Origin of the sequence: Pseudooceanicola marinus (assembly GCF_020177265.1) — a bacterium.
In the GTDB taxonomy this organism is placed as follows: Bacteria; Pseudomonadota; Alphaproteobacteria; order Rhodobacterales; family Rhodobacteraceae; genus Pseudooceanicola; species Pseudooceanicola marinus_A.
Genome location: NZ_JAIVMC010000001.1, coordinates 803836 through 828979, shown reverse-complemented (window position 1 = coordinate 828979; position 25144 = coordinate 803836). Strand labels below are relative to the sequence as shown.

Here is a 25144-nt window from a genome sequence, read left to right as displayed (position 1 = left end):
GAGGGGCCAAATGCGCAAGGGGGGCCGAACGTGAGCGACGCCAACAGTTTCATCGATGAAGTCAATGACGAGGTCCGCCGCGACCGTCTCTATGGTCTGCTGCGCCGTTACGGCTGGATCGCCATCCTGGCGGTTGTGCTGATCGTCGGGGGCGCGGCCTGGAACGAATGGCGCAAGGCGCAGGAACGCGCCGAGGCAGAGGCCTTCGGGGATGCGATCCTCACGGCGCTGGATGCCGATGACACCGAGGCCCGCATCACGGGCCTGGAAGGGGTCGAGGCCGCCACGCCCGAGCAGCAGGCGCTGCTGGCCTTCCTGACCGCCTCCGAGGCGGCCGCCGGGGCCGAGGACCCGGCCCGTGCCGCCGCGGCTCTGGCCGATACGCCGGCTACCGGCATCTATGCCGACATCGCCCGGTTCAAGCGGCTGCTGCTGGAAAGCGGCCAGATGGAACCTGCGGCACGCCGCGATGCGCTGCTGGAACTGGCGGTGCCGGGCAACCCGCTGCGCCTGCTGGCCGAGGAGCAGATTGCGCTGACCCATGTGGCCGAAGGTGACAGCGAGGCCGCCCTGGGCGTGCTGCGCGAGATCCTCAACGACGCCGAGGTGACGGAAGGCTTGCGTCAGCGGGCAAGTCAGTTGATGGTGGCCCTGGGCGGCGACCCGGCCGAGGCGGGCTGAGCCTGCACGGCCTGACGGCAGTGACGAGAAAAGACGGGGCGGGACGGACAAGTCCCTGACCCGGAAGAAAAAGGCCCGGATGCAGGACGCGTCGGGGCCGGGACAGGCGGAAGGTGATGCGCGGCATGACGAAGCAGGGCAGCTCGGTCGGAAATCGGATCATGGCAGCGGAGGGTCCGCGCCGGCGCGCGGGACGCCTGCTGCCCCTGGGGCTGGCGACGCTGCTGGCGCTCTCGGCCTGCGCCGAACGGGAAGTGACGCTGCTCGGAGAGCGCGAGGACCTGCGTTCGGTCCTCAGTGACCAGGTGCCCGGCGACGTCGCCGAGGTGCCGGTGAACGAGGCCCGGCCGATCTCGCTGCCGGCGCAGACCACCAACGCGAATTGGACCCAGGGGTTCGGCACGCCCTCGACCCGGGTCGCCCATGCAGCGCTTTCGGGCGCGCCGCAGCTGATCTGGCAGACCAAGATCGGCGATGGCGACGGGCGCAAGGCCTTCATCACCTCCGACCCGGTGGTGGCGTCGGGCCGCATCTTCACCCTGGATTCCACCGGCCACGTGGCGGCGACCTCGCCCGCCGGGGCGCTGCTGTGGCAGACGGAAATGGTGCCCGCGCAGGATCGCATGGGGCAGGCCTCGGGCGGCGGCGTTGCCTATGGCGACGGCCGCGTCTTCGTCACCACCGGCTTCGGCGAGCTTTCGGCGCTGGACCCGGAGACCGGCGCGGTGCTGTGGCGCCAGAAACTGCTGGCCCCGGCGACCGGCGCGCCGACGGTCTACGATGGGCTGGTCTATGTGACCTCGGGCGAATCCCAGGCCTGGGCCGTGGACACCGAAACCGGTCGCGTCCGCTGGCAGCTGTCGGCCACGCCCGACGTGAACAACTTCGCCGGCGCGCCCAGCCCGGCCCTGACCGATCAATACGCGCTCTTCGGCTTCGGCTCGGGCGAGGTGCAGGCCGCCTTCCGCCAGGGCGGCATGTCCGTCTGGTCGACGATCATCACCGGCCGCCGCTCGGGCTTTGCACGGGCCAACGTCAATGACATCACCGGCGATCCGGTGGTGGTGGGCGATACCGTCTATGCCGGCAACCAGTCGGGCCGCATGGTCGCGCTGGAACTGGCGACCGGCACCCGCAAGTGGACCGCCGACGAGGGCCCCATGGGCCCCGCCTGGGTCACCGGCGGGTCGGTCTTCATCCTCAGCGATGGCAACGAACTGGTCCGCCTCGACGCCGAGACCGGCGCGCGGGTCTGGGGCGTCGACCTGCCGTTCTTCCAGAAATCCCGGCCGCGCCGCCAGGGTGCTGTCTTCGCTCATTACGGCCCGGTCCTGGCCGGCGGCCGCCTGGTCGTGGCCTCCTCCGACGGCTACCTGCGCTTCTTCGACCCGGTCTCGGGCGCGCTGGCCGGCACGGCGGAACTGCCCGCGGGCGCGGCCTCGGCGCCCGTCGTGGCGGGTGGCGTGCTCTACGTGCTGAACAAGAAGGGCCAGCTGCTGGCCTATCGCTAAGTCGGACCGGCCCCTGGCCGGTTGCCTCCGGCGGGAGTATTTGGGGCTGTCGGATGAACAGGGCGCGGCGCCTTTGTCATCCGGCAGCTGAAAATACTCCGGGGGAGTCTCCGGCACGGAGGCGGGGGCAGCGCCCCCCTAGCGCCACGTGCGCGGCCCGGGCGGTGCGATCAGCCTTTACGGCGGCCCCCATTCCGCGCTATGCGGCGCTTTCGCAACCCTGAGAGGCGTTCATGTCCTTCACCCTGGCCATCGTGGGCCGTCCCAATGTCGGCAAGTCGACGCTGTTCAACCGCCTGGTGGGCAAGAAGCTCGCCCTGGTGGATGACCAGCCCGGTGTCACGCGCGACCTGCGCGAGGGCGCGGCGCGCCTGGGCGACATCGACTTCACCGTCATCGACACCGCCGGGCTGGAGGATGCCAACGACGACAGCCTGCAGGGGCGCATGCGCCGCCTGACCGAACGCGCCGTGGAAATGGCCGACGTCTGCCTCTTCATGATCGATGCCCGCACCGGGGTGACGCCGACGGATGAGGTCTTCGCCGAGATCCTGCGCAAGAAGGCCGATCACGTCATCCTGGCCGCCAACAAGGGCGAAGGCTCCGCCGCCGATGCCGGCGTGCTGGAGGCCTGGAACCTCGGCTTGGGCGAGCCGGTCCGCATCTCCGCCGAGCATGGCGAGGGGATGGCTGACCTCTTCGGCGCCCTGCTGCCCCTGTCCGAGACTTTCGCCGAACGGACCGCCGTGGCCGTGGCCGCCGCGCCCGAGATGGACGTGAGCGTGCCGGAGGAAGACGGCGGCGAGGAAGAGGCCGAGGCCGCCTGGGCCCCCAGCGAAGAGCGCCCGCTGCAGATCGCCGTGGTGGGCCGCCCGAACGCCGGGAAATCCACCCTGATCAACAAGATCCTGGGCGAGGATCGCCTGCTGACGGGCCCCGAGGCCGGGATCACCCGCGACTCCATCTCGCTGCGGATCGACTGGGCGGGCACGCCCACGCGGATTTTCGACACCGCCGGCATGCGCAAGAAGGCCAAGGTGCAGGACAAGGTCGAGAAGCTGTCGGTCGCCGATGGTCTGCGCGCGGTGAAGTTCGCGGAAGTGGTGGTGGTCCTGCTCGACGCTGCCATTCCCTTTGAACAGCAGGACCTGCGCATCGCCGACCTGGCCGAGCGCGAGGGCCGCGCCGTCGTCGTCGCCGTCAACAAGTGGGACATCGAGGACGAGAAGCAGGAGAAGCTGAAGGCGCTGAAGGAAAGCTTCGAGCGTCTGCTGCCGCAGCTGCGTGGCGCGCCGCTGATCACCGTCTCTGCCAAGACGGGCCGCGGCCTCGATCGCCTGCACGACGCGATCCTGAAGGCTCATGCGGTCTGGAACCGTCGTATTTCCACCGGTCGCCTGAACCGCTGGCTGACTGCCATGTTGGAACAGCACCCGCCGCCCGCCCCGGGTGGCCGCCGTATCCGCCTGCGCTACATGACGCAGGCCAAGACGCGGCCGCCGGGCTTCGTGGTGATGTGCAGCCATCCCGACAAGATCCCCGACAGCTACTCGCGTTACCTGGTGAACGGGCTGCGGGCCGATTTCGACATGCCGGGCACGCCCATTCGCCTGACCATGCGGGGGCAGGGGGACAAGAACCCCTACAAGAACAAGACGAAGACGACGCCCTCGCGCCTGCGCAAGCACCTGGGCAAGGGCCGCGCCGACGAGAAGCCCAAGCGCGGCAGCCGTCCTTCGGGCGGCAAACCCCTGGGCCGCAAGCCGGTGAAGTGACAAGGACATGCAAAAGGGCGCCCGGCGGGCGCCCTTTTCGTCTCGTCGCGGCGACCGCGCTCAGGTCGCTGCGAAGCGCCGCAGGTGAGCTGCGAAGATCGGCAGCAGCACAACCAGCACCGCGGCGGCGATCCCGCCGAAGATCCACCGGCCCGCCACGGCATTGTCGATCACGATCCCCAGCACGGCCCAAAGCATGGCGCCCAGGTAGAAGGGCCGCGCGCCGGGCGACAGCCGCGCCACGGCCACGGCGATCCAGCTGGCCAGCAGCAGGAAGGCGCCATGCACCCACAGCACCGGCGCCGCGCCATAGCCGGTGGCCAGCACCCCCGTCCCCACGCAAGAGGCCGCCGTCAGCCAGCCCGCGTAAAGGCCGAGCGGCGCTTGCAGCCACAGCCGGTCGCGCCCCGGCACCCGCCACAGCGCCCAGAGGGCCATGGCCCACATGATCCAGATCAGCACCGTCGCCCAGATCGGCGTCAGGTTGGCCACCGGGATCCAGGCGGCCCCCACCACCAGCGAGGCGAAAAGCGGCCAGCGCCCCGCGTCCCAGCCCGCATCGTCGGCGCGCTTGAAAAGGCCGTAGATCGCCATGACGATCAGCCAGGCGTAGATCACCGTCCAGATCACCGCAAAGGTCAGCCCCATGGGCTGGATCGGCGGATCGACCTGCGGCACCGGGAACTGATCGGCGGTGAAGCCCGAGAAGCCGGGCGAGAGGACCGGGGACAGGGCAAAGGCGATCGTGGCGCAAAGCACGAGAATGGCTTTCATGCGGAACATGGGAGACCTCCGTTTGTCCTGTGACAAACGCATAAGGCCCCGGTGTGGTTCACCAGGGCCTCGCAGTTTGTCATTTTGTCGCAGGCGTTTGGCTGCCGCAGCTTAAGCGAGCACGCCCTCGGCGGTCAGGGTCAGCTTGCCGCCCAGGTAGGGCGCCAGCACCTCGGGCAGTTTTACCGAGCCGTCTTCCTGCTGGCCGTTTTCCAGCACGGCGATCAGGCAGCGGCCCACGGCCAGGCCAGAGCCGTTCAGCGTATGCACGAACTGCGGCTTGCCGCCATCGGCGGGCTTGAACCGCGCGTTCATCCGCCGCGCTTGGAAGTCGCCGCAGACGGAAACCGAGCTGATCTCGCGGTAGGTGTTCTGCCCGGGCAGCCAGACCTCGATATCATGGGTCCGCCGCGCGCCAAAGCCCATGTCGCCGGTGCAGAGCGCCACGGTGCGATAGGCCAGGCCCAGCTTCTCCAGGATCCCTTCGGCGCATTTGGTCATCCGGTCCAGCTCGTCGCGCGAGGCGTCGGGATGGGTGATCGAAACCATCTCGACCTTCTCGAACTGGTGCTGGCGCAGCATCCCGGCGGTGTCGCGCCCGGCGGAACCGGCTTCGGAGCGGAAGCACTGGGTGTGGGCCACGTAGCGGCGGGGCAGGTAGCCTTCCTCGACGGTCTCGCCGTTGACGATATTGGTCAGCGGCACCTCGGCGGTCGGCACCAGCCACCAGCCATTGGTCGTTTGGTAGCTGTCCTCGCCGAACTTCGGCAGCTGGCCGGTGCCCTGCATCATCTCTTCACGCACCAGAACGGGGGTCCAGGTCTCGGTCAGACCGTTCTCGTCCACATGGGTGTTGACCATGAACTGCGCCAGCGCCCGGTGTATCCGCGCCACGGCGCCCGACAGCACCACGAAGCGCGAGCCCGAGAGCTTCGCCGCCGTCTCGAAATCCATGCCCGGGACGACGCCCGCCAGCTCGTAATGCTCCTTCGGGGCGAAGGACAGCTCCGGCGGGGTGCCCCAGCGGTGGATCTCGACGTTGTCGTCCTCGTCCCTGCCGTCGGGGGTGTCGTCGAAGGGCAGGTTGGGGATGCCCATCAGGGCCTCGGTCAGCTGCGCGTCCAGCTCCTTGGCCTCGGCCTGCATGGCGGCGACGGCCTGTTTCTTCTCGGCCACCAGGGCGCGCAGCCGCTCGAACTCGGCCTCGTCACCCTTGGCCTTGGCGGCGCCGACCTGTTTGGAGGCGGCGTTCTGCTCGGCCTGGGCGGCCTCGGCGGCCTGGATCTTGGCGCGGCGCTCCTCGTCGAGGGCCAGCAAGGAGGACGACACGGGCGAGGCGCCACGGCGGGACAGGGCGGCGTCGAAGGCGGCCGGATTGTCGCGGATGGTGCGGATGTCATGCATGTCGTGCACTCCTGAAATGGGGCGGCGCGGGGCCGCGTTGAGTCGGGGGCCTTATGCCGCAAAAGCCCGCGAAAGGGTACAGGGGAGTGCGGGGGCAGGCGCGGAGTGTGGCGCGGGGGCTAGCGGAGGTGGTCGGGCAGGGTGTCCGGGTGGTGTTCGCGTTGCCAGGCGCGCCAGGCTCGGTTGAGGTCGCCAAACTCAAGAACGTCCCGACGGTCCTCGTAGGGCCACTTCGGCATGTCGCTGGTGATCACGCCGGGGAGGGTGATGGAGCCGTCGAAGAAGACCTGATCGGGGTCGAGATGCGCGTCGATCTGTGGGACGTTGGTAAAATCGACAAAGCGCAGCAGCGCACCTCGGAGAGTAGCGCTGCTGAGGTCTGTCGCGGCGTCGAACTCCGCGCCCATGAGGTTCGCCCCCTGCAACTCCGCGTCCCAGAGGTTCGCCCCCTGCAACTTCGCGCCCCCGAGGTCCGCCCCCTGCAACTTCGCGGCCCCGAGGTGCGCCCCCTGCAACTTCGCGCCCCCGAGGTGCGCCCCCTGCAACTCCGCGTCCCTTAGGTCCGCCCCCTTCAACTCCGCGTCCCCGAGGTGCGCCCCCTGCAACTTCGCGCGCCTGAGGTCCGCCCCCTGCAACTGCGCGAACCCAAGGTCCGCCCCCTGCAACTCCGCGCCCCGGAGAACCGCCTTTTCCAACGCCCGCCCTCGCAGGTCCAGCCCTGTTCCCGCGAGCCGTTCCAGCCCCAGCTGGAACGCCGGCTCCTGTGCGGCCTCTGCCGCCTTGCGACCCGCCCCGCGCCGTTCGATCACCTTCAGCGCCATGTCGATGTCGAGCCGGGGCACCGCCGCGAGGCCCGGTTTTCCCCATGCGCGCCACGACTGCGGCGTCCGATCCTCTGGTAGCGGCAGGATGGGCCGGTTGCCGATATTCTCCCGGATATAGGCGCAGAGGATTTCCATGATCTGGATATGGTCACGTGCGCTGTCTTGAGCGATCCGCTCCAGCGAGAGGATGGCGCCGATGCGCACCTCGAGATTCGGTTCGCTGCGGGAAAAGACCTGCCAGCGTGCCTTTTCGTGGATCTTAGCCAGCGCAGGCAGCTCCAGACCGGTGTTCTCCCATTCGATCAGCGCTTCCTGAGTGTCGTCGGCCTTGACGATCACCACCGGCCGCCCGATCTTGTCGACCTTCTTCTCCGCCCCCAGCCCCTCGACCGCCTTGTTGATCCGATCCGTGATCAGCCCTTCTTCGGTCGCTCGGGTTGTCCGTTCGTTGGTCCAGACCCGGATCAGAGAGAAGATCAGCGTGGCGGTTGCCGCCAGAACGCCGATCAGAACGGCGGCGGTGTAGCCGATGTTGCGGAGGTCTTCGTAGCTGGCGAAGGTGATCTGGCCGGTTTCGGCGTCGGTATAGTCGGCACGCTCTAGCGCCGCGCGTTCGCGCAGCAGGTCCACGAGGTCATGAATCGATAGGCCGACCTCGAACAGGTAGAACCAGAGCGCTCCGGCAAAGAGGGTCAGGGCGGCTGCGGTCAGGAAAGAGACGTAGTGGCGCCGCAGGTGGTTGATCGGGGACGTGCGGTTGGCCTTGCGCTGTGTGCCATCCTTGGTCGAGTTCACCCCCTGGATCAGGAAGATCAGCACGGTGAACCCCGCCGCGATCCATAGAAACGGATGCGTCACCACTTGCAGATAGCTGTCCATCTTTCGCCTGTTCCCCAAGTCCCAAGATCCCCAACCGAATGGTTAACGCCCTGACGCCAGAGCGCAACAGCGGCGACGGGATCCCCGGGGCGTTTCGCCGGGGCAGGGCGCGGGAGTGCCCGAAAGACGGTGGGGTGCCCTCCACCCTCGGGGCGTCCAACCTCGGGCCAAGCCCCCGCACCCCGGCGCTCGAAATCCCCGACCCGCCCGAAACCCCGCCGCACCGCCCGCGCGCCCCCGCGAATGTGTGCGCCCGGCACCCGCCCGGGCCCCTTCTCACCTTGCAATCCCCCAGCACCGCACATAGGTTCCGGCCAAATTCCGCGGGGCAGTCTCGCGGGTGGCCAAAAGAGGGGAGCCCCATGGAAGGCAACGCTATCGCGCAGTTCCTGCCGCTGATCCTGATCTTCGCGATCATGTATTTCCTGCTGATCCGTCCGCAGCAGAAGAAGATGAAGGAACATCGTGCCATGGTCGATGGCGTGCGCCGGGGCGACCAGGTGATCACCCAGGGGGGCATCATGGGCAAGGTCTCCAAGGTCAAGGACGACGGCGAGGTCGAGGTCGAGATCGCCGAGGGCGTGAAGGTCCGCGTGGTGAAATCCACCCTCGCGAACGTGGTCTCCAAGACCGAGCCCGCCGCAGAGGCGAAGTAAGGCCCGGGGTCCGGGCGGTCGGGGTGCGCCAGGCGCGCCCCGTCGCGTGATCCGGGCCCGGCGCCGGCACACGCCTTCAGGAAAGGGCCGACATGCTGCAAATCGAAACGTGGAAACGGGTCCTGATCTGGGGGCTTGTCGCCCTCGGTCTGCTGCTGGCCCTTCCCAATACCTTCTATTCCCGGGTCGAGGCCTACAACGACGAGGTGGCCGCCCAGGCGGGCGATGACACCGGCGTCAGCGGCTGGCCCTCCTTCCTGCCGTCCGGACTGGTGAACCTTGGCCTCGACCTGCGGGGCGGGGCGCATCTGCTGGCCGAAGTGCGGGTGGAAGAGGTCTACCAGACGCGGATGGAAGGGCTGTGGCCCGAGGTCCGCAACCTGCTGCGCGATCACCGCGACGAGGTCGGCACGATCCGCCTGCAACCCTCCGACGACGGCACCCTGGTGGTGCGCATCGGCGATCCGGCCGGTCTCGACCGCGCGGTTGAACTGGTGCGCGGCCTGTCGCAGCCCGTGACCTCGCTGACCGGCGCGGGCGCCAGCGACATCGTGGTCTCGTCGGGCGAGGGCGACACGATCACCGTGCAGCTGTCGGAGGCCGAGCGCCTGGCGACGGACGACCGTACGGTGCGCCAGAGCCTTGAGATCATCCGCCGCCGGATCGACGAGGTCGGCACCCGTGAGCCCACCATCCAGCGCCAGGGCAGCGACCGGATCCTGATCCAGGTGCCCGGCATCGGTTCCGCGGCCGAGCTGAAGGAGATCATCGGCACCACCGCGCAGCTGACCTTCCAGCCCGTCGTCACCTCCACCACCAACGGCGACACCCGCCCCTCCGCGGGGCAGGAGGTGCTGCCGTCACTGGATGATGACGGCCTCTTCTACGTGCTGGAAACCGCGCCCGTCGTCTCGGGCGAGGAACTGGTGGATGCGCAGCCCAGCTTCGATCAGAATGGGCGGCCCGCCGTGTCCTTCCGGTTCAACCCCTCGGGCGCACGCAAGTTCGGTGACTACACCGCCGAGAACATCGGAAACCCCTTCGCCATCGTCCTGGACAACGAGGTCATCTCGGCCCCGGTCATCCAGGCGCATATCGCCGGCGGCTCGGGCATCATCACCGGCAACTTCAGCGTCGAGGAAAGCACCCAGCTGGCCGTCCTGCTGCGCGCAGGCGCGCTGCCAGCTGGCCTCGACTTCCTCGAAGAGCGGACGATCGGCCCGGAACTGGGCGCCGACAGCATCCAGGCGGGCAAGATCGCCTGTATCGTGGCGGGCATCGCCGTGCTGGTCTTCATGTTCGCCAGCTACGGGCTCTTCGGTCTCTTCGCCAATATCGCGCTGATCCTGAACGTCGGGCTGATCTTCGGCCTGCTGTCGATGATCGGCGCCACGCTGACCCTGCCGGGCATCGCCGGGATCGTGCTGACCATCGGCATGGCGGTGGACGCCAACGTGCTGGTCTTCGAGCGGATCCGTGAGGAACTGAAGACGGCCAAGGGCCCGGCGCGGGCGATCGAGCTGGGCTATGACCGGGCGCTGTCGGCGATCATCGACGCCAACATCACCACCTTCATCGTGGCCGTGATCCTCTTCGTGCTGGGCTCGGGCCCCGTGCGCGGCTTCTCGGTGACGCTGGGGATCGGCATCCTCACCTCGGTCTTCACGGCCATCTACATCACGCGGCTGATCGTGGTCATGTGGTTCGAACGGGCGCGGCCCAAGACGCTGGAGATCTGATCATGCGGCTGAGACTTGTTCCCCAGGACACCCACATCGACTTCTTCAAGTACCGCTACCTGACCTTCGGGATCTCGGCGGTGGCCATGGTCGCCTCGGTGATCCTGTGGCTGGTGGTCGGGCTGAACTTCGGCATCGACTTCCGCGGTGGCACCACGCTGCGCACCGAAAGCACGAGCTCGGTCGACGTGGGCGCCTATCGCGACGCGCTGGACCCGCTGGGGCTGGGCGACGTGGTGATCTCCGAGGTGTTCGACCCCTCCTTCGGGGAGGACAAACACGTGGCCATGGTGCGCATCCAGGCGCAGGACGACCAGGAAGCCGTCGCCGCCGACACGGTGGCCACGGTGGAGGCCGCGCTGCAGGAGGTGGATCCCTCGATCCGCTTCACCAGCGTCGAAAGCGTCGGGCCGAAGGTGTCGGGCGAGCTGATCCGGACGGCCGTCCTGGCCGTTTCGGCGGCGCTGGCGGCGATCCTCTTCTACATCTGGCTGCGCTTTGAATGGCAGTTCTCGCTGGGAGCGGTCTTTGCGCTGTTCCACGACGTGATCCTGACCATCGGCGTGTTCAGCCTGCTGCAGATCCGCTTCGACCTGGCCACGATCGCGGCACTGCTGACGATCATCGGCTATTCGATCAACGACACGGTGGTGATTTTCGACCGGCTGCGGGAGAACCTTCGGAAGTTCAAGCAGAAGCCGCTGATCGACGTGATGAACATCTCGGTCAACGAGACGCTTAGCCGGACGATCATGACCTCGGGCACCACGCTTCTGGCGCTGATTGCGCTGCTGGTGCTGGGCGGCGACGTGATCCGCAGCTTCGTCTTCGCCATCACCTGGGGCGTGGTCATCGGCACCTATTCCTCGGTCTACGTGGCCAAGAACGTGGTGCTGTGGCTGGGCGTGAAACGCGACTGGTCGAAGAACTCGGGCGGCGGCGCGGGGACCAAGTTCGCCAATATCGACGCATGATCGGCGCGGCCGCAGAGACGGTGACGCAGGGATTGGCCGGGGCTTTCGCAAGCCCCGGCCTTTTCGTTCTGCTGGCCACCTGTCTGGCGGCGGGGGTGGTGCGCGGGTTCGCGGGTTTCGGCTCGGCCCTGATCATCATGCCGGTGGCAGGGATCTTCCTGCCCGTGCCCACGGCGATCGTCGTGGTCCTGTGCATGGGGATGCTGACCTGGCCGGTGATCGTGCCGCGCGCGGCGCGCGAGGCGGACCGGGGGCAGGTGGCCGTTCTGGCCGTGGCCGCCATCGCCTGTGCGCCGCTCGGCCTGTGGCTTCTGGGTTGGCTTTCGGGCGAGATGCTGCGCTGGTGCGTCAGCGGGGCGGCGGCGGTGACACTGCTGGCGCTGGTCTCTGGCTGGCGCTACAGCGGGCGGGTGCGCTGGCCGGGACTGGCGGGCGTGGGCGCCGCCGCCGGGGTGCTGGGTGGCACCACGGGCCTCAGCGGGCCGCCGGTGATCCTGTTCTACCTCGCCGGACCTTCGGGTGCGGCGGTCGTGCGGGCCAACACGATCCTCTTCCTGGCGTTGCTGGATATCGGGATCATCCTGGGCCTGCTGTGGCAGGGCCGGGTGACCGGCGCCGCGCTGTGGCTGGCCCTTCTGCTGGCGATCCCCTATGCTGTCGGCATCCTGGTGGGCCAGCGCCTTTTCGCGCCCGAACGTGAACGCGCCTACCGCTGGCTGGCCTATGGGGTGATCGCCCTGGCGATCGTCTCCGGCCTGCCGATCTTTCACCGCTGAGCTGACCCCAGAGACCGATCATTGACGGAGAGAACCCCATGGATCTTGTCGAAATTTCCTATGACGATGCCCGGCCCATCGACGGCTACGGACCCGGCTTCTTCCGCGTTGGCGGCGAGGTGGTCGACGCGCCGGTGCTGGTCCTGGCCAATTCCACCCGTCCCTGGGGCGGGCTGGAGGACGCCGCCACGCTGGAGGCGCTGGCGGGCCATGTGGACGTGATCCTGCTGGGCACGGGCGACACTATGGCCCCGGTGCCCGCGACCCTGCGCGAGGCGCTGGACGAGGTGGGCGTGGGCATCGAACCCATGGCCTCGCCCTCGGCCTGCCGCAGCTTCAACATCCTGCTGTCCGAAGGCCGCCGGGTTGCCGCGGCGCTTCTGTCGGTCTGAGCGGGGAAGGGGCTTTGCCCCCTCCGTCGCTGGAGGGCGACAAATGGAAGGAAAGAGGGGGCGCTGCCCCCCTTTCGCTTTCGGCTCAATTCCCCCCGGGATATCTTTTGCCAACAAATAGAGAGTTTGAGGGCCTTCGGGGGAGGGGCGCGGGCGTGCCTGTTGAACGCGGCTGGCGGGGGGCCTGTTGCCAAAGTGGGGTAAGCTGACGCTGCCGCTTCCTCTCATTCGATGGTTTGAAATTCGCTCGCCCAGGGCGTCGCCGCAGCACTCACCTGACCCATGTCAAGGACGGGGCGGCGCGGATCGGTTCTTTTGCCCTTCGCGTGAACGGGTTATGGATTTCCCATGGAGATGAAAGTGACCGATCTGGCTGTCGCCCGTGGGGGCGTGCCGTTGCTGGCAGGGGTGAGTTTCACCCTGGCGCCGGGGCGCGCGCTGATCCTGCGCGGACCGAACGGATCGGGCAAGACGACGCTGCTGCGGGCGCTCGCGGGATTGCAGCCGCCGCTGGCCGGCGAGATGTCGTTTGATCGCGAGGCCGTGGCCTATGGCGGCCATGCAGACGGGTTGAAGGCGCAGATGACGGTGACCGAGAACCTGGCCTTCTGGGCTGCGGTCCATGGGCTGCGCGAGATCGGCCCGGCGCTGGCCGCCTTCGACCTGGAAGGGCTGCGCGACCGGCTGGCGGGCACGCTGTCCGCCGGGCAGAAGCGCCGGCTGGGCCTGGCGCGGCTGATGGTGACGGGGCGGCCCCTGTGGCTGCTGGACGAACCCACGGTGTCGTTGGATACGGCATCGGTCGCCTTGTTCGCCGAGGCCGTGCGCGGTCACCTGGCACGCGGCGGCATGGCGGTCATCGCCACCCATATCGAGCTGGGCCTGCCCGAGGCAGAGGTGCTGGACGTCGGCCCGCTGAAGGCCGCGCTGCCCGCCGCGCAGCTTGATGATTTCGACGAGGCCTTCCTGTGATCGCGCTGCTGACCCGGGACCTGAAACTGGCGGTGCGCGCCGGGGGCGGCTTTGGCCTCGGCCTCGCCTTCTTCCTGATCCTGGTGGCGCTGGTGGCCTTCGGCGTCGGCCCCGAGAGTGCGCTCTTGGCGCGGATCGCGCCCGGTATCCTGTGGGTCGGCGCGCTGCTGGCCTGCCTGCTGTCGCTGGACCGGATCTTCGCGCTGGACCGCGAGGACGGCAGTCTGGATCTGCTGGCCACGGCGCCCCTGCCGATGGAGGGGATCGTCACGGTCAAGGCCCTGGCGCACTGGATCACCACCGGGCTGCCGCTGGTGGTGGCCGCCCCCCTGCTGGGGCTGATGCTGAGCCTGCCCGGCCCAGGCTACCTGTGGCTGTTCCTGTCGCTTCTGCTGGGCACACCCGCGCTGTCGGTGCTGGGCACCTTCGGCGCGGCGCTGACCGTGGGGCTGAAACGGGGCGGGCTGCTGATGTCGCTGATCGTGCTGCCGCTCTACGTGCCGACGCTGATCTTCGGGGCCGAGGTGGCCCGGCGCGGGGCCGGGGGGCTGTCGGTCGAGGTGCCACTGCTGCTGCTGGCCGGGATCACCTGCGCCACGCTGGCGCTGCTGCCCTTTGCCAGCGCGGCGGTCCTGCGGGTGAACCTGCGTTGATGGCGGGCTGTCTTTAAGTTTACTGTCCCGAACGGGCGAAAGGGGATAGGCGAAAGCCATGAAATCGATCTGGGAATATGCCAATCCGAAGAAGTTCATCGAGACCTCCCAGGCGCTTTTGCCCTGGGTGACCGGGTTGACCGTGGTCTGCATGGTGGTGGGGCTGGTCTGGGGGTTCTTCTTCACCCCCGATGACTATCGCCAGGGATCGACGGTGAAGATCATCTACCTGCATGTGCCCGCCGCGCTGATGGCGATCAATGCCTGGTTCATGATGCTGCTGGCCTCGCTGATCTGGCTGATCCGGCGCCACCACGTCAGCGCCCTGGCGGCCCGTGCCGCGGCGCCCATCGGGGCGGTGATGACGATCATCGCCCTGGCCACCGGCGCCATCTGGGGCCAGCCGATGTGGGGCACCTGGTGGGTCTGGGACCCGCGGCTGACCAGCTTCCTGATCCTCTTCCTCTTCTACCTGGGCTACATCGCGCTCTGGGCCGCGGTGGAGGATGACGACACGGCGGCGGACCTGACCTCGATCCTGTGCATCGTCGGATCCGTCTTTGCGGTGCTCAGCCGCTACGCGGTGCATTTCTGGAACCAGGGCCTGCATCAGGGCGCCAGCGTGATGCGTGCGGGCGCCCTGGCGGGCGACACCGAGGAGCGGGTCAGCAATGTCTTTGCGGTGCCGCTGTTCATTTCGATGGCGGGCTTCGTGCTGTTCTTCGTGGCGCTGGTGCTGCTGCGCACCCAGACGGAGATCCGCGCGCGGCGGATGCGGGCGCTGATGGCGCGTGAAAGGAGGGGCTGAGGATGATGCCGGAACTTGGGAAATACGCCGATACGGTGCTGTCGGCCTACGCGGTGTCGCTGCTGCTTCTGGTGGTGCTGGCGGTCTGGTCGATCTGGCGCGCGCGGAAGGTGCGGGCCGAGCTGGAGACGGTCGAGGCACGGCGCAAGCGGCCGCAATAACGGCGCGGGCGCAGGACGCGCCGGAAAGGACTTGGGATGAAGATCAAACCCCTGATGATATTGCCGCCGCTGGTCTTTGCTGGCCTGGCTGCGCTCTTTTACATCGGCATGCAGCGCGAGGACCCGGATCAGCTGCCGACGGCGCTGGCGGGTGCGCCGGCCCCGGCGGTGCAGGTGACAGAGCTGGAGGGGCTGACGCCCTTCGATGATGCCACGCTGCGCGACGGCGAGGTGAAGCTGGTGAATTTCTGGGCCAGTTGGTGCGCGCCCTGCCGGGTGGAACATCCCAACCTGTTGGCCCTGGGGCTGGAGGGGATCTCGATCTACGGCGTGAACTACAAGGACAAACCCGACGCGGCGCGCGGCTTCCTGGCCGAACTGGGCGATCCCTATACCGCCGTCGGTGCCGACGCCCAGGGGCGCATGGGCCTGAACTGGGGCCTCTACGGCGTGCCGGAAACCTACGTGATCGACGGCGACGGGGTGATCATCACCCGCTTTGCCGGGCCGATCACCGAGCGGGTTCTGGAAAGCACCATCCGACCGGCCATTGCCGAGGCGCGGGGGGAGTAATCTCTCCGCCCACTGCCGGGTCCCAGCGGCGAGTTTGAGACTGAGAAACGCGCGCCGGTGCTGTCCAAGCCCGGCGCGTTTTCCGTTTACCGGCAGCGGTCACCCGGGCCGGGCGCGCGGACCTGTCAGCCCTGCGCGGCCTGTCCGTGTTGCGCATGCTCGTCATGACCATGCCCGTGGTGGTCGGTCATGCGCGGGTCCATCATGCCTTCCTTCACGCCACGGCGGATCAGCCAGTAGTTCACCGGCCAGGCGGCCAGCAAGCCGCAGGTCAGCGAGACAACCAGAGACAGCCAGAAGAGCGCATCGCCCATGCCCGCGTCCCCGGCCAGCAGCAGGTCGACGCTGATCGCCACCAGCTCCATCACCACGATCGAGGGCGTCTCGGCCTTCAGCGCATCCATGACGGCAGTACGCGGGGCTGTGCCGCCCTGGATTTCCGGCCCGACAGTCAGGGCGAAGCCGAAGAGATAGGCAAAGGTGAAGGTGATTGCCGCCGTCCAGGCATTCCCGAGCGCCAGCAGGCCGACGGCCAGGGTCAGGCCGATGATCTCGCCCATGCCGCAGCCCGAGTAGCAATGCGCGACGGAGCGGAAGGCGCGGCGCCAGTCGCCGTCATCGGGGATGCTCTTGCGCCCGGTGCGCCAGTAGATCAGCAGACCCAGGGGGCCGGAGTAGAAGACCGTCAGTGCCCAGACCACCTGCATCAGCGGCATCAGGTGGCTGTTGTGGCGGCGCAGGTCATGGAGGACGAGGGCCAGCGAGGGCAGCATCACCACCGCCCAGGCGCCCAGAAGCCAGGGAGAGAGTTCTGTCAGGGTCATATGGGGCCAACGGATGCAGTCGGCATCGGTTCCTCAGAGTCTGAACCCGCGCGACACCGGCAGGATGACCCCGGTCACGCCGGGCGCCGCGATCAGGTAGCGCACGGCCTGGGCGATGTCCTCGGGCGTAGCCAGGGTGCCCAGGGCGGTCTCGTTCAGGAAGGCCTGTTGCAGGGCCTCGGGACGCGGCGCATGGGTGCGTTCCACCGCCCCCGGCGCCACGGCGTTGACGCGAATGCCCCTGGGCCCGAACGCCTTGGCAAAGCCACGGGTGTAGTTCTCCAGCGCGGCCTTGGAGGCGGCATAGGTCACCGCGCCGGCGGGCGGGAAGGTGGCGTTGATGCTGGTCACGTTCACCACCGTGCCGCCCTCGCGCATCAGCCCGCCCGCGGCGGAGATCAGCGTGGCGGGCGCCAGCGCGTTGATCCGCATCTGACGCTCGGCGGAGGCCATGTCGAAGGTGAGCGCGTCCTCTTCCTCCACCGTGCCGGCCGCATTCACCAGAACATCCAGACGCCCGATGGCCGCCATCACCTCCTGGATCAGCGCCTCGGGCGCTGCGGGATCGGCGAAATCCGCGGCCAGGGCCAGGGCCAGGCTGCCAGGCAGCTCGGCGGCAAGGGCCTGCGCCTCGGCTGCGGCGCCACGATAGGTGAAGACAACGCGGTGGTCGCGCGCCAGGTCGCGGGTGATTGCCGCGCCGATGCCGCGCGCGCCGCCGGTGACGAGGGCAACGGGTCGGTCGGTTGAGGAGACGGGCTGTGTCATGCGGCCAGAGAACGCCGGTCGCCACCGAGAGGCAAGCCCCCTCTGGTCGCAGGTGATACTTCGGAGCAGGCGCGCGGCACCGGCGCCCGGGGCCAAAAGAAAAGGGCGCCCGAAGGCGCCCTTTCCGTCAATCCATCGCAGCGGGGATCAGGACTTGGCCAGATCGCGCAGCACGTAGTGCAGAACGCCGCCGTGCTCGATGTATTCCTTTTCGATCGCGGTATCGATGCGGCACTTCAGGGTGATCTCCTTCTTGGAGCCATCGCCCATGGTGATGGTCGCGGGGACCTCCTGCAGCGGCTTCACGTCGCCCAGGCCCTCGATGTCCACGGTTTCGTCGCCCTTCAGACCCAGGGTCTTGCGGGTGTCGCCGCCGGTGAACTCGAAGGGGATCACGCCCATGCCGACCAGGTTCGAGCGGTGGATCCGCTCGAAGCTCTCGGCGATCACGGCCTTGACGCCCAGCAGGTTGGTGCCCTTGGCCGCCCAGTCGCGCGAGGAGCCCGCACCGTACTGTTCGCCACCGAAGACGACCAGCGGGATGCCTGCCTCCTGGTATTCCATCGAGGCGTCGTAGATCGAGGTCTGTTCGCCCGTGGGGCTCAGGGTGTAGCCGCCTTCGACACCGTCCAGCATCTCGTTCTTGATGCGGATGTTGGCGAAGGTGCCGCGCATCATGACCTCGTGGTTACCACGACGCGAGCCGTAGGAGTTGAACTCCCGCACGGGCACCTGACGTTCGATCAGGTACTTGCCGGCCGGGGTGGTGTCCTTGAAGGAGCCGGCGGGCGAGATGTGGTCGGTGGTGATCATGTCGCCCAGGATCGCCAGAACCTTGGCGCCGGTGATGTCGTTGACCGAGCCCGGCTCCGCGCCCATGCCCTGGAAGTAGGGCGGGTTCTGGATGTAGGTCGAGGAGGCCGGCCAGTCGTAGGTTTCGCCACCGGACACTTCCACGGCCTGCCACTTCTCGTCGCCCTTGAAGACGTCGGCATACTTGGACTGGAACGCCTCGCGGGTGACAACCTTCTCGACCAGTTCGGCGATCTCGGCGTCGGTCGGCCAGATGTCCTTCAGGTAGACATCCTTGCCGTCCGGGGTCTGGGCGATCGGGTCGTTGGCCAGGTCGATGTTCATGTCACCGGCCAGGGCATAAGCGACGACCAGCGGCGGCGAGGCCAGATAGTTGGCACGCACGTCCGGCGAGATCCGGCCCTCGAAGTTGCGGTTGCCCGACAGGACCGAGGTGGCGATCAGGTCGTTGTCGTTGATCGCCTTGGAGATCTCGGGCTGCAGCGGGCCGGAGTTGCCGATGCAGGTGGTGCAGCCGTAGCCCACCAGGTTGAAGCCCACGGCGTCCAGGTGCTCGGTCAGGCCGGCGGCATCCAGGTACTCGGTCACGACCTGCGAGCCGGGGGCCAGAGAGGTCTTCACCCAGGGCTTGCGGTTCAGGCCCATCTCATGCGCCTTCTTGGCCACCAGGCCCGCGCCGATCAGCACGTAGGGGTTCGAGGTGTTGGTGCACGACGTGATCGAGGCGATCACGACCGAGCCGTCCTTCAGCTCGTAGTCTTCGCCGTCGACCGATGCGGACTTCAGCGGCGATTTGGCCAGCACGGGGGCGGGGCCTTCGTCGGCCATTTCCTGCGCTTCGGCGGAGATGTCGATGCCGCGCATTTCGGCCACGGTCTTGGCGAAGGCCGGGGCGGCGGTGTTCAGCGCCAGGTAGTCCTGCGGACGTTTCGGGCCCGAGATGGCGGGGACGATGTCGCCCATGTCCAGCTCCAGCGTGGAGGTGTAGACGGGGTCGTAGTCCTCACCGCGCCAGAAGCCGTTCTCCTTGGCGTAGGCTTCGACCAGGGCGATGCGATCCTTGTCGCGGCCGGTCTGTTCCAGGTAGCGCAGAGTTTCCGCGTCGATCGGGAAGAAGCCGCAGGTGGCGCCGTATTCGGGCGCCATGTTGGCGATGGTGGCGCGCTGTGCCAGGGGCAGGTTGTCCAGGCCCGGGCCGTAGAATTCGACGAACTTGCCGACCACGCCGTGCTTGCGCAGCATTTCGACGACCTTCAGCACCAGGTCGGTGCCGGTGGTGCCTTCGACCATCGCGCCGGTCAGCTTGAAGCCGACGACCTCGGGGATCAGCATGGAGATCGGCTGACCCAGCATCGCGGCCTCGGCCTCGATGCCGCCCACGCCCCAGCCCAGGACGGCGGCGCCGTTGACCATGGTGGTGTGGCTGTCGGTGCCGACCAGCGTGTCGGGGTAGGCGACCTCGGTGCCGTCCTGGTCCTTGTCGGTCCAGACGGTCTGGGCGAGGTATTCCAGGTTCACCTGGTGGCAGATGCCGGTGCCTGGGGGAACGACGCGGAAGTTTTCAAACGCGGTCTGGCCCCACTTCAGGAACTGGTAGCGTTCCATGTTCCGTTCGTACTCGCGGTCCACGTTCATCTGGAAGGCGCGCGGGTTGCCGAATTCGTCGATCATGACCGAGTGGTCGATGACCAGGTCGACGGGGACCAGCGGGTTGATCTTCTTGGCGTCGCCGCCAAGCGCCTTGATGCCGTCACGCATGGCGGCCAGGTCGACCACCGCCGGAACGCCGGTGAAGTCCTGCATCAGGACGCGGGCCGGGCGATAGGCGATCTCGCGGGGGTTCTTGCCGCCCTTGGCGCCCCATTCCGCGAAGGCCTTGATGTCGTCGACGGAGACGGTCTTGCCGTCTTCGAAGCGCAGCATGTTCTCCAGCACCACCTTGAGGGCGGCGGGCAGTTTCGAAAACTCGCCGAGCCCGGCAGCTTCCGCCGCGGGGATCGAGTAATAGGCAATGCTCTTGTCACCGACCGTCAGCGTCTTGCGCGTCTTGGCGGTGTCCTGTCCGACTACGATGGGCATGGAGATGGCTCCCTTCCAATGAGAATGAGGGGTTCGTGCTGTGTTCAGCTTCTGCCCCATCGGGGGGGAGCGATCAAGGGGGCATCGGCATTTTTAGTATACCTTTGCACACAAATTGGCGGATCGGGCGGTTCACCGCTGGCCCAGAGGGGTCTCAAGCAGGGTGCGGCGGGGGGCGGGGCTGCATTTGCCCTGACCAAAGGGTCACAGATTGCGCCTGTCTTTCGGGCTCTCGCAAAACCTTGATTGGCAGTTGAGGGTCGTCTTGGCTAGGTATCTTGCAACGGGATTTTTGCAGACGAGAGTGTGAAGGATGGTCGCAAGCCGCAGGGACGCGATGGTGGCAGGGCTTCTGTCCGTCGGTGGCATGCTGGCCGCAGGGCCGGCCTGGGCGCAGACGGCCAGCGGAACGCCCGGGCAGGATGCGCCCGCCGAAACATCTCCGGTCGTGGTCGAGCTGTTCACCTCGCAGGGCTGTTCCTCCTGCCCGCCGGCGGACCGCATGCTGCAGGAGATGGTTCATCATCCCCAGGTCCTGCCGCTGTCGCTGCATGTCGATTACTGGGACTACCTGGGCTGGAAGGACGGCCTGGCCGACCCGATGTTCACCCGCCGCCAGAAGGCCTACGCCCGCGCCCAGGGCTCGCGCATGGTCTATACCCCGCAGATGGTCATCGACGGCCAGGGCTTCGTGAAGGGCGCCCATGAGGTCGAGGTGGCCGACGAGATCGCCCGGGCGCGACTGCGTCCGAAATCGGTGCGGGTCGAGGTGGGCAAGGCCGCCGGGGGCGGTTACCGCCTGGAGGTCCTGCCGACCGAAGGCCTGGCCGCAGGCCCGATGCAGGTCACCCTGGTCCACTACCTGCCGCACAAGCAGGTGGAGATTCTGCGCGGCGAGAATGCCGGCGCGCGGATCGACTACGTGAACGTGGTGACCTTCTGGCGCCCGGTGGCCGACTGGGACGGGCGCGCCCCGCTGAAACTGGCCTTCGATCCCGTCCAGGACCGCCCCGGTGCCGTGCTGGTGCAGCGCGCCGGCATGGGCCCGATCGAGGCGGCTGCCCGTCTGCCCTGATCCGATCCCGTTGCTTGCTGACGAAAAAGGCGCGTGCCGACCGGCAGGCGCCTTTTGCATGTCCGCGAACGTGGTGGGGCGCCGGTCGCTCAGCCGTCGCTACGGGTCTTGGGCTGTTTCGGCGTTTTCTGTTTCCAGCGCCGATGCACCCAGAACCATTGCTCGGGATGCGCCCGCGTCATCTCTTCCAGCGAGTCGTTCAGCGCCTGGGACATGGTTTCCGGATCGCTGTGGGGCAGGGGCGCCTCCACCCGGATGTGGAAGGACAGCCCGTCAGGCTGGCGGATGCCGTAGATCGGCAGGATCTCGGCGTCGTATTTCAGCGCCATCTCGGTGGCCGAGGTGGCGGTCTTCGCCGGGCGGCCAAAGAAGGTAAGGTCGGCGCCCTGGCCGAAATACTGGTCCGACAGCAGCGCCACGATATGGCCGCCGCGCAGGTATTTCACCATCTCTGCCAGCCCGCGGCGCCCGCGGGGGAACAGTGGCGTGGCGATGGATTCCATCGCCCGCACGTAGTGGCGGTTGAAGAAGAGGTTGTTCAGCGGCCTGTACAGGGCGCCGACATCACCATAGCGCGCGGCGATCTTGGCGCGGAAGGCGTCATAGTTGCCGAAGTGACCGGAGACCAGGATGACGGGCCGCCCGGCGGCGCGCGCGGCGTCCAGCGCGGCCAGGCCCGGCCCGTCGAGAGTGGCATCGGCCAGGCGCGCCTTGAACTCGGGGCCCGAGTAGATCTCGATCAGGGTGCGGCCGGCGTTGTCGGTGACGGCCCGTTCCATGCGCCGCACCTCCTCCGGCGACAGGTCCGGGCGCACCAGCGCCAGGTTGTCACGGATGCGGCGGTTGTAGCCCGCCAGCGGCGCCACAAGGCGCGACACCAGCCAGCCGACCAGGGGCACCCGGACCCGATAGGGCAGCGCCAAGCCAAGGCGCACCATGCCGCCGAGGCCGAGGTTGACCAGGTATTGGCCGAGGCGCTGTGCGGGGGGCAACTGGGCGGGGTCGGTGACGACGGGCTTGGCCATGGGGCGGGCGGTCTCTCGGGCTCTGTCTCGGGTCGGGACGGTCGCCGCGCCTAGTCCCGGGGATCCGCGCTGTCGGGCGGGACCGGGGTCTCCGGCGCCGGGGCCACCTTCACCTCTGCCAGCGCCGGCGCGCGGGCGGCGCGGGTTTCGCGGTGCCAGACATAGACCCCGGCGCTGACGATCACAAGCGCACCGATCACCGTCGCCCGGTCGGGGTATTCGCCGAAGACGACGATCCCCCAGAAGGTGGCCGAGATCAGCCCGGCGTAGGAGAAAGGCGCCAGCATCGCCGCCTCGCCCAGCGACAGCGAGCGGATCAGCAGCAGCTGCGCCGAGGTGCCCAGCCCGGCCAGCGCCAGCATCAGCAGGGCGACCTTCAGCGAGGGCAGATCCCAGTAGGCCGGCAGCAGCATCGATAGCACCAGCGAGCCCAGCAGGGCGGAGTAGAGCAGCGAGGTCCAGGGATCCTCGCGGTGGCCGATGTGGCGGGTGGCCAGGGCGAAGCCGGCATAGGCCAGGGCGGCGGTCAGCGGGAAGAGGGCCGCGGGCGAGAAGACGGCGCTTCCGGGCCGGATGATGATCATGGCCCCCACCAGGGCCGCGCCGATGGCCGCCAGGCGGCGCGGGCCCAGCCGTTCGCCGAGGAACAGCGCCGCGCCCAGGGTGATGAGCACAGGGTTCACGTCCATGATCGCCGTGCTTTCCGCCAGACCGAGGTGGTTCAGCCCCAGGAAGAAGGCCGAGGTTGCCGTCAGCTGACAGACCGAGCGGAAGATCTGCAGTTTCGGGAACTGGGTGCGCGCAACCTGCCGCAATCGCGGCGCGACGATGGCCAGCACCAGCACGACCTGGCCGGTGTAGCGCGCCCAGAGCGCCATGACCGTGTTGCTTTCGGCCGCGATGGCCTTGGCGCAGGCATCCATCGAGGTGAAGCAGAAGATCGCCATCAGCATCAGCAGGATGGCGCGGCCGGTGTGGGTGGGATCATTGGACATGGGGGCCTCGGGTCGCGGGTCCGGCGGACGGTAGGGGCCGCGTGCAGGCGTGTCCAGAGCGCGGCGGCTGCGGGGCCAGCGTAGAACGGAAGTGGGGGACCCTGTAGGCTGGTGTGAAACGACCGAGACGACAGGGGAAGACATCGCGCGGCATGCGGTCGGAGGGCGAAGGCATGGGCCCGGCTTTGCCGGCGTTTGTGGTGCCCCCTGCTTCTGCGATGCAAGCGGCCCGGCGTCGAACCTATGAGACCGACATTTCGAGGGTGTAAGCAGCAAAGCCGGGCTTCTGCCCTCTCTTGAGCCGTGCCGGCTCAACTCCAGCCCTCCTCCCTCTCCATCGCAGAGTTTATTCCTAGGAGACTGACGGGACGTGGCTCAGTCGCCGGGAGACTTGCGGCAAATAGAAGGCATGGTGTGGTCGAAGGTGATGGTCCCGGCCTCCTGTCCAGGAGGGCCGCAGGTGGGGTCATCGCACCTAGGCAAAGAGAGGACAGCTTGCGACGACGTTGCGCCCGGCCAAGAGTTGCAGGGGCGATGGCGATCTGGCGTCGATGGTCTGGCATGGGCGGAACGGCGCGCGCCCTGTCGAGGGCAGCCCCCCTGCGCTCAGCCCTCTTCGTCCTCGTCTCCCGCCAGCAGCAACAACTCGCCGGCCGCTTCAAGTTCGCGGATGGCCGACACCACGGAGTTCATCGCCTCTTCCGCGTCCTTCGCTTTCACCTTGCCGCGGTCGTTCACCTCTTCGCGCAGGCTGTCGGCCAGGCGGGCTGACATGTTGCCCAGCACGTAGTCCGCCGTGGCCGTTTCCTCCGCGCCGTTGCAGGCGGCGAGCGCCGTGACCAGCATGCCGGGATCCACCTGGCGCACCACCTTGGGGATGTCGCGCGGGGCCACGCGGGCGGGAATGTTGGTGAAGGTGAAGATCGCCTTGCGCACCCGCTCGGCAAAGTCGCTGTCGGTCTCGTCGAGACCTTCCAGCACGTCGTCGCGGGTGGCGGCGGTCGAGAAGTTGAGGATCGCGCCCACCCGTTCGACGGGATCCTTGTCGAAGACGCTGTCGGGCTGGGCGTCCAGCTGGCTGGCCAGCGACAGGCCGATCCGGTCCAGCGCCTCGGGCGAGATGCCCGACGTCAGTGAGATCGCATAGGCGATGCGCCGGGCCCTTGGCCCGGGCAGTTTCGACAGCAGTTCCGCCGCCTTGCCGGTATCGAGCTTCGAGAGCATCACGGCGGCGATCTCGATCGACTCGCCCTCCGCGATCGGTTGCAGCTTCTTCAGGTCCAGGGCGCGCACGCGGTCCCAGGGATCGCCGGTCTGGCGCACCCCGGCCTCCTTGCGCAGCCGCGCCGCCGTATGGGGGGAAATCTTGCCGTCCAGCACCGACAGCGCCCCGGCGACGCCGCGGGGGAAGGTCAGGCCCAGGGCCTCCAGCTCCTCGACGAACTCGTCGACCACGCCGGACAGCGTGCTTCGGTCGATGTGGCGCATGCTGCCCAGAAGCAGGGTCAGCTCCGCCTGCACCTCGTCCGGCAGTTCCTTCAGCGGCACGTCGAGCCCATGGCTGAGCAGCAGCCGGATGATCACCGCGGCCTTCTGTTTGCGAGTCATCTGCCCCGGCGAGGCCGGAGAGGGCGCAAACTGCGCCAGCGGTGCCAGATCGCCCATGATCCCCTCATTCAGCGTGCGGGTCGCACCTAATCAGGGAAGCATGAAGAAAGGCTGAAATCGCGGCGAAGCCTCGCCTCAGCCGGTGACGATCTTCTCGCAGCTTTGACTTTCGGCGTTCCACTTCAGGCCCTCGCCGCAGGTGCTGGCCTGCTGTTCATGCCAGCTGCAGGCGGCCTGCAGGGGCGCTGCGATGGTGAAGGTGAGAAGGGTGGTGACGAGCAGGGTCTTCATGGCAAATCCTCCGTCTAATGCCCCCAACGTAACACAGCTGTGCCGAATCCGGAAATCCCGGGCGCTCCGGCGCTGCCTGCGCCGTCCCTGCTCCCATAGGATGGCTGAAAATAC

24 protein-coding genes are annotated in these 25144 nt (G+C 67.9%); 14 read left to right on the top strand and 10 right to left on the bottom strand.

Features of this window, described 5'->3' with window-relative positions:
* Nucleotides 1-30 precede the first annotated feature (30 nt).
* From LC066_RS03805 to der, 3 genes are all read left to right on the top strand, one after another.
* A complete protein-coding gene (locus tag LC066_RS03805; protein WP_224896600.1) occupies nt 31-681 on the top strand; it encodes a tetratricopeptide repeat protein in 651 nt (216 codons plus the stop codon).
* Between the two features lie 125 nt (nt 682-806).
* Nucleotides 807-2192 carry a PQQ-like beta-propeller repeat protein gene (locus tag LC066_RS03800; protein WP_224896599.1) on the top strand — a complete coding sequence of 462 codons (1386 nt, stop codon included), beginning with the start codon at nt 807-809 and terminating at the stop codon, nt 2190-2192.
* A 233-nt stretch (nt 2193-2425) separates the two neighbouring features.
* Nucleotides 2426-3967, top strand: a complete 1542-nt coding sequence (gene der, locus LC066_RS03795; RefSeq protein ID WP_222474758.1) for a ribosome biogenesis GTPase Der — start codon at nt 2426-2428, stop codon at nt 3965-3967.
* Between the two features lie 60 nt (nt 3968-4027).
* Here the strand turns inward: der and LC066_RS03790 are convergent, their stop codons facing one another.
* The 3 genes from LC066_RS03790 to LC066_RS03780 form a co-directional block, all read right to left on the bottom strand.
* Complete coding sequence (locus tag LC066_RS03790) at nt 4028-4750, bottom strand: DUF3488 domain-containing protein (protein ID WP_224896598.1); 723 nt, start codon at nt 4748-4750, stop codon at nt 4028-4030.
* 102 nt (nt 4751-4852) lie between these two features.
* Nucleotides 4853-6145 (bottom strand): serine--tRNA ligase, encoded by a 1293-nt coding sequence (gene serS, locus LC066_RS03785; RefSeq protein ID WP_224896597.1) that lies wholly within the window; start codon nt 6143-6145, stop codon nt 4853-4855.
* A 119-nt stretch (nt 6146-6264) separates the two neighbouring features.
* Nucleotides 6265-7848, bottom strand: a complete 1584-nt coding sequence (locus tag LC066_RS03780) for a pentapeptide repeat-containing protein (RefSeq protein WP_224896596.1) — start codon at nt 7846-7848, stop codon at nt 6265-6267.
* Nucleotides 7849-8210: 362 nt separating this feature from the next.
* On the opposite strand from LC066_RS03780, the gene yajC reads away from it, so the two are divergent.
* The 10 genes from yajC (at nt 8211) to LC066_RS03730 (ending at nt 15552) form a co-directional block, all read left to right on the top strand.
* Entirely contained in the window at nt 8211-8504 is a 294-nt protein-coding gene (yajC, locus tag LC066_RS03775; protein WP_085887073.1) for a preprotein translocase subunit YajC, read from the top strand.
* Between the two features lie 92 nt (nt 8505-8596).
* On the top strand, nt 8597-10243 hold the full coding sequence (gene secD / locus LC066_RS03770) for a protein translocase subunit SecD (RefSeq protein WP_224896595.1): 1647 nt from the start codon (nt 8597-8599) through the stop codon (nt 10241-10243).
* A gap of 2 nt (nt 10244-10245) precedes the next feature.
* Nucleotides 10246-11217, top strand: a complete 972-nt coding sequence (gene secF, locus LC066_RS03765; protein WP_222474752.1) for a protein translocase subunit SecF — start codon at nt 10246-10248, stop codon at nt 11215-11217.
* Entirely contained in the window at nt 11214-11993 is a 780-nt protein-coding gene (locus LC066_RS03760; protein ID WP_224896594.1) for a TSUP family transporter, read from the top strand. Before secF ends, LC066_RS03760 begins: the two co-directional genes overlap by 4 nt.
* 38 nt (nt 11994-12031) lie before the next feature.
* On the top strand, nt 12032-12385 hold the full coding sequence (locus LC066_RS03755) for an Mth938-like domain-containing protein (protein ID WP_222474750.1): 354 nt from the start codon (nt 12032-12034) through the stop codon (nt 12383-12385).
* 348 nt (nt 12386-12733) lie between these two features.
* A complete protein-coding gene (ccmA, locus tag LC066_RS03750; protein WP_224896593.1) occupies nt 12734-13357 on the top strand; it encodes a heme ABC exporter ATP-binding protein CcmA in 624 nt (207 codons plus the stop codon).
* A complete protein-coding gene (gene ccmB / locus LC066_RS03745; RefSeq protein WP_222474748.1) occupies nt 13354-14010 on the top strand; it encodes a heme exporter protein CcmB in 657 nt (218 codons plus the stop codon). The genes ccmA and ccmB overlap by 4 nt, the downstream gene beginning before the upstream one ends.
* A 58-nt stretch (nt 14011-14068) precedes the next feature.
* Nucleotides 14069-14818: a heme ABC transporter permease gene (locus LC066_RS03740; RefSeq protein ID WP_222474747.1), complete on the top strand. Its 750-nt coding sequence runs from the start codon at nt 14069-14071 to the stop codon at nt 14816-14818.
* A 5-nt stretch (nt 14819-14823) separates the two neighbouring features.
* The gene (gene ccmD, locus LC066_RS03735) at nt 14824-14979 is read left to right on the top strand and encodes a heme exporter protein CcmD (RefSeq protein ID WP_412103226.1); all 156 of its coding nucleotides are present in this window, start codon (nt 14824-14826) and stop codon (nt 14977-14979) included.
* Nucleotides 14980-15015: 36 nt separating this feature from the next.
* Entirely contained in the window at nt 15016-15552 is a 537-nt protein-coding gene (locus LC066_RS03730) for a DsbE family thiol:disulfide interchange protein (protein ID WP_224896592.1), read from the top strand.
* Between the two features lie 125 nt (nt 15553-15677).
* On the opposite strand, the gene LC066_RS03725 is transcribed toward LC066_RS03730, so the two are convergent.
* The 3 genes from LC066_RS03725 to acnA all read right to left on the bottom strand — a co-directional run bounded on the left by LC066_RS03725 (nt 15678) and on the right by acnA (nt 20036).
* Complete coding sequence (locus tag LC066_RS03725) at nt 15678-16376, bottom strand: DUF4396 domain-containing protein (RefSeq protein ID WP_224896591.1); 699 nt, start codon at nt 16374-16376, stop codon at nt 15678-15680.
* Nucleotides 16377-16409: 33 nt separating this feature from the next.
* A complete protein-coding gene (locus LC066_RS03720) occupies nt 16410-17144 on the bottom strand; it encodes an SDR family NAD(P)-dependent oxidoreductase (RefSeq protein WP_224896590.1) in 735 nt (244 codons plus the stop codon).
* Between the two features lie 147 nt (nt 17145-17291).
* A complete protein-coding gene (gene acnA, locus LC066_RS03715; RefSeq protein WP_224896589.1) occupies nt 17292-20036 on the bottom strand; it encodes an aconitate hydratase AcnA in 2745 nt (914 codons plus the stop codon).
* Nucleotides 20037-20376: 340 nt separating this feature from the next.
* On the opposite strand from acnA, the gene LC066_RS03710 reads away from it, so the two are divergent.
* A complete protein-coding gene (locus LC066_RS03710; protein ID WP_224896588.1) occupies nt 20377-21111 on the top strand; it encodes a DUF1223 domain-containing protein in 735 nt (244 codons plus the stop codon).
* A gap of 89 nt (nt 21112-21200) precedes the next feature.
* Here the strand turns inward: LC066_RS03710 and LC066_RS03705 are convergent, their stop codons facing one another.
* The 4 genes from LC066_RS03705 to LC066_RS03690 form a co-directional block, all read right to left on the bottom strand.
* Nucleotides 21201-22136, bottom strand: coding sequence for a lysophospholipid acyltransferase family protein (locus LC066_RS03705; protein ID WP_224896587.1), 936 nt, complete (start codon nt 22134-22136; stop codon nt 21201-21203).
* A gap of 50 nt (nt 22137-22186) precedes the next feature.
* Entirely contained in the window at nt 22187-23131 is a 945-nt protein-coding gene (locus LC066_RS03700; protein ID WP_224896586.1) for a DMT family transporter, read from the bottom strand.
* Nucleotides 23132-23737: 606 nt separating this feature from the next.
* Complete coding sequence (locus LC066_RS03695; protein ID WP_222474739.1) at nt 23738-24796, bottom strand: flagellar motor switch protein FliG; 1059 nt, start codon at nt 24794-24796, stop codon at nt 23738-23740.
* A 78-nt stretch (nt 24797-24874) separates the two neighbouring features.
* Complete coding sequence (locus LC066_RS03690) at nt 24875-25030, bottom strand: chitin-binding domain-containing protein (protein WP_224896585.1); 156 nt, start codon at nt 25028-25030, stop codon at nt 24875-24877.
* Nucleotides 25031-25144 lie beyond the last annotated feature (114 nt).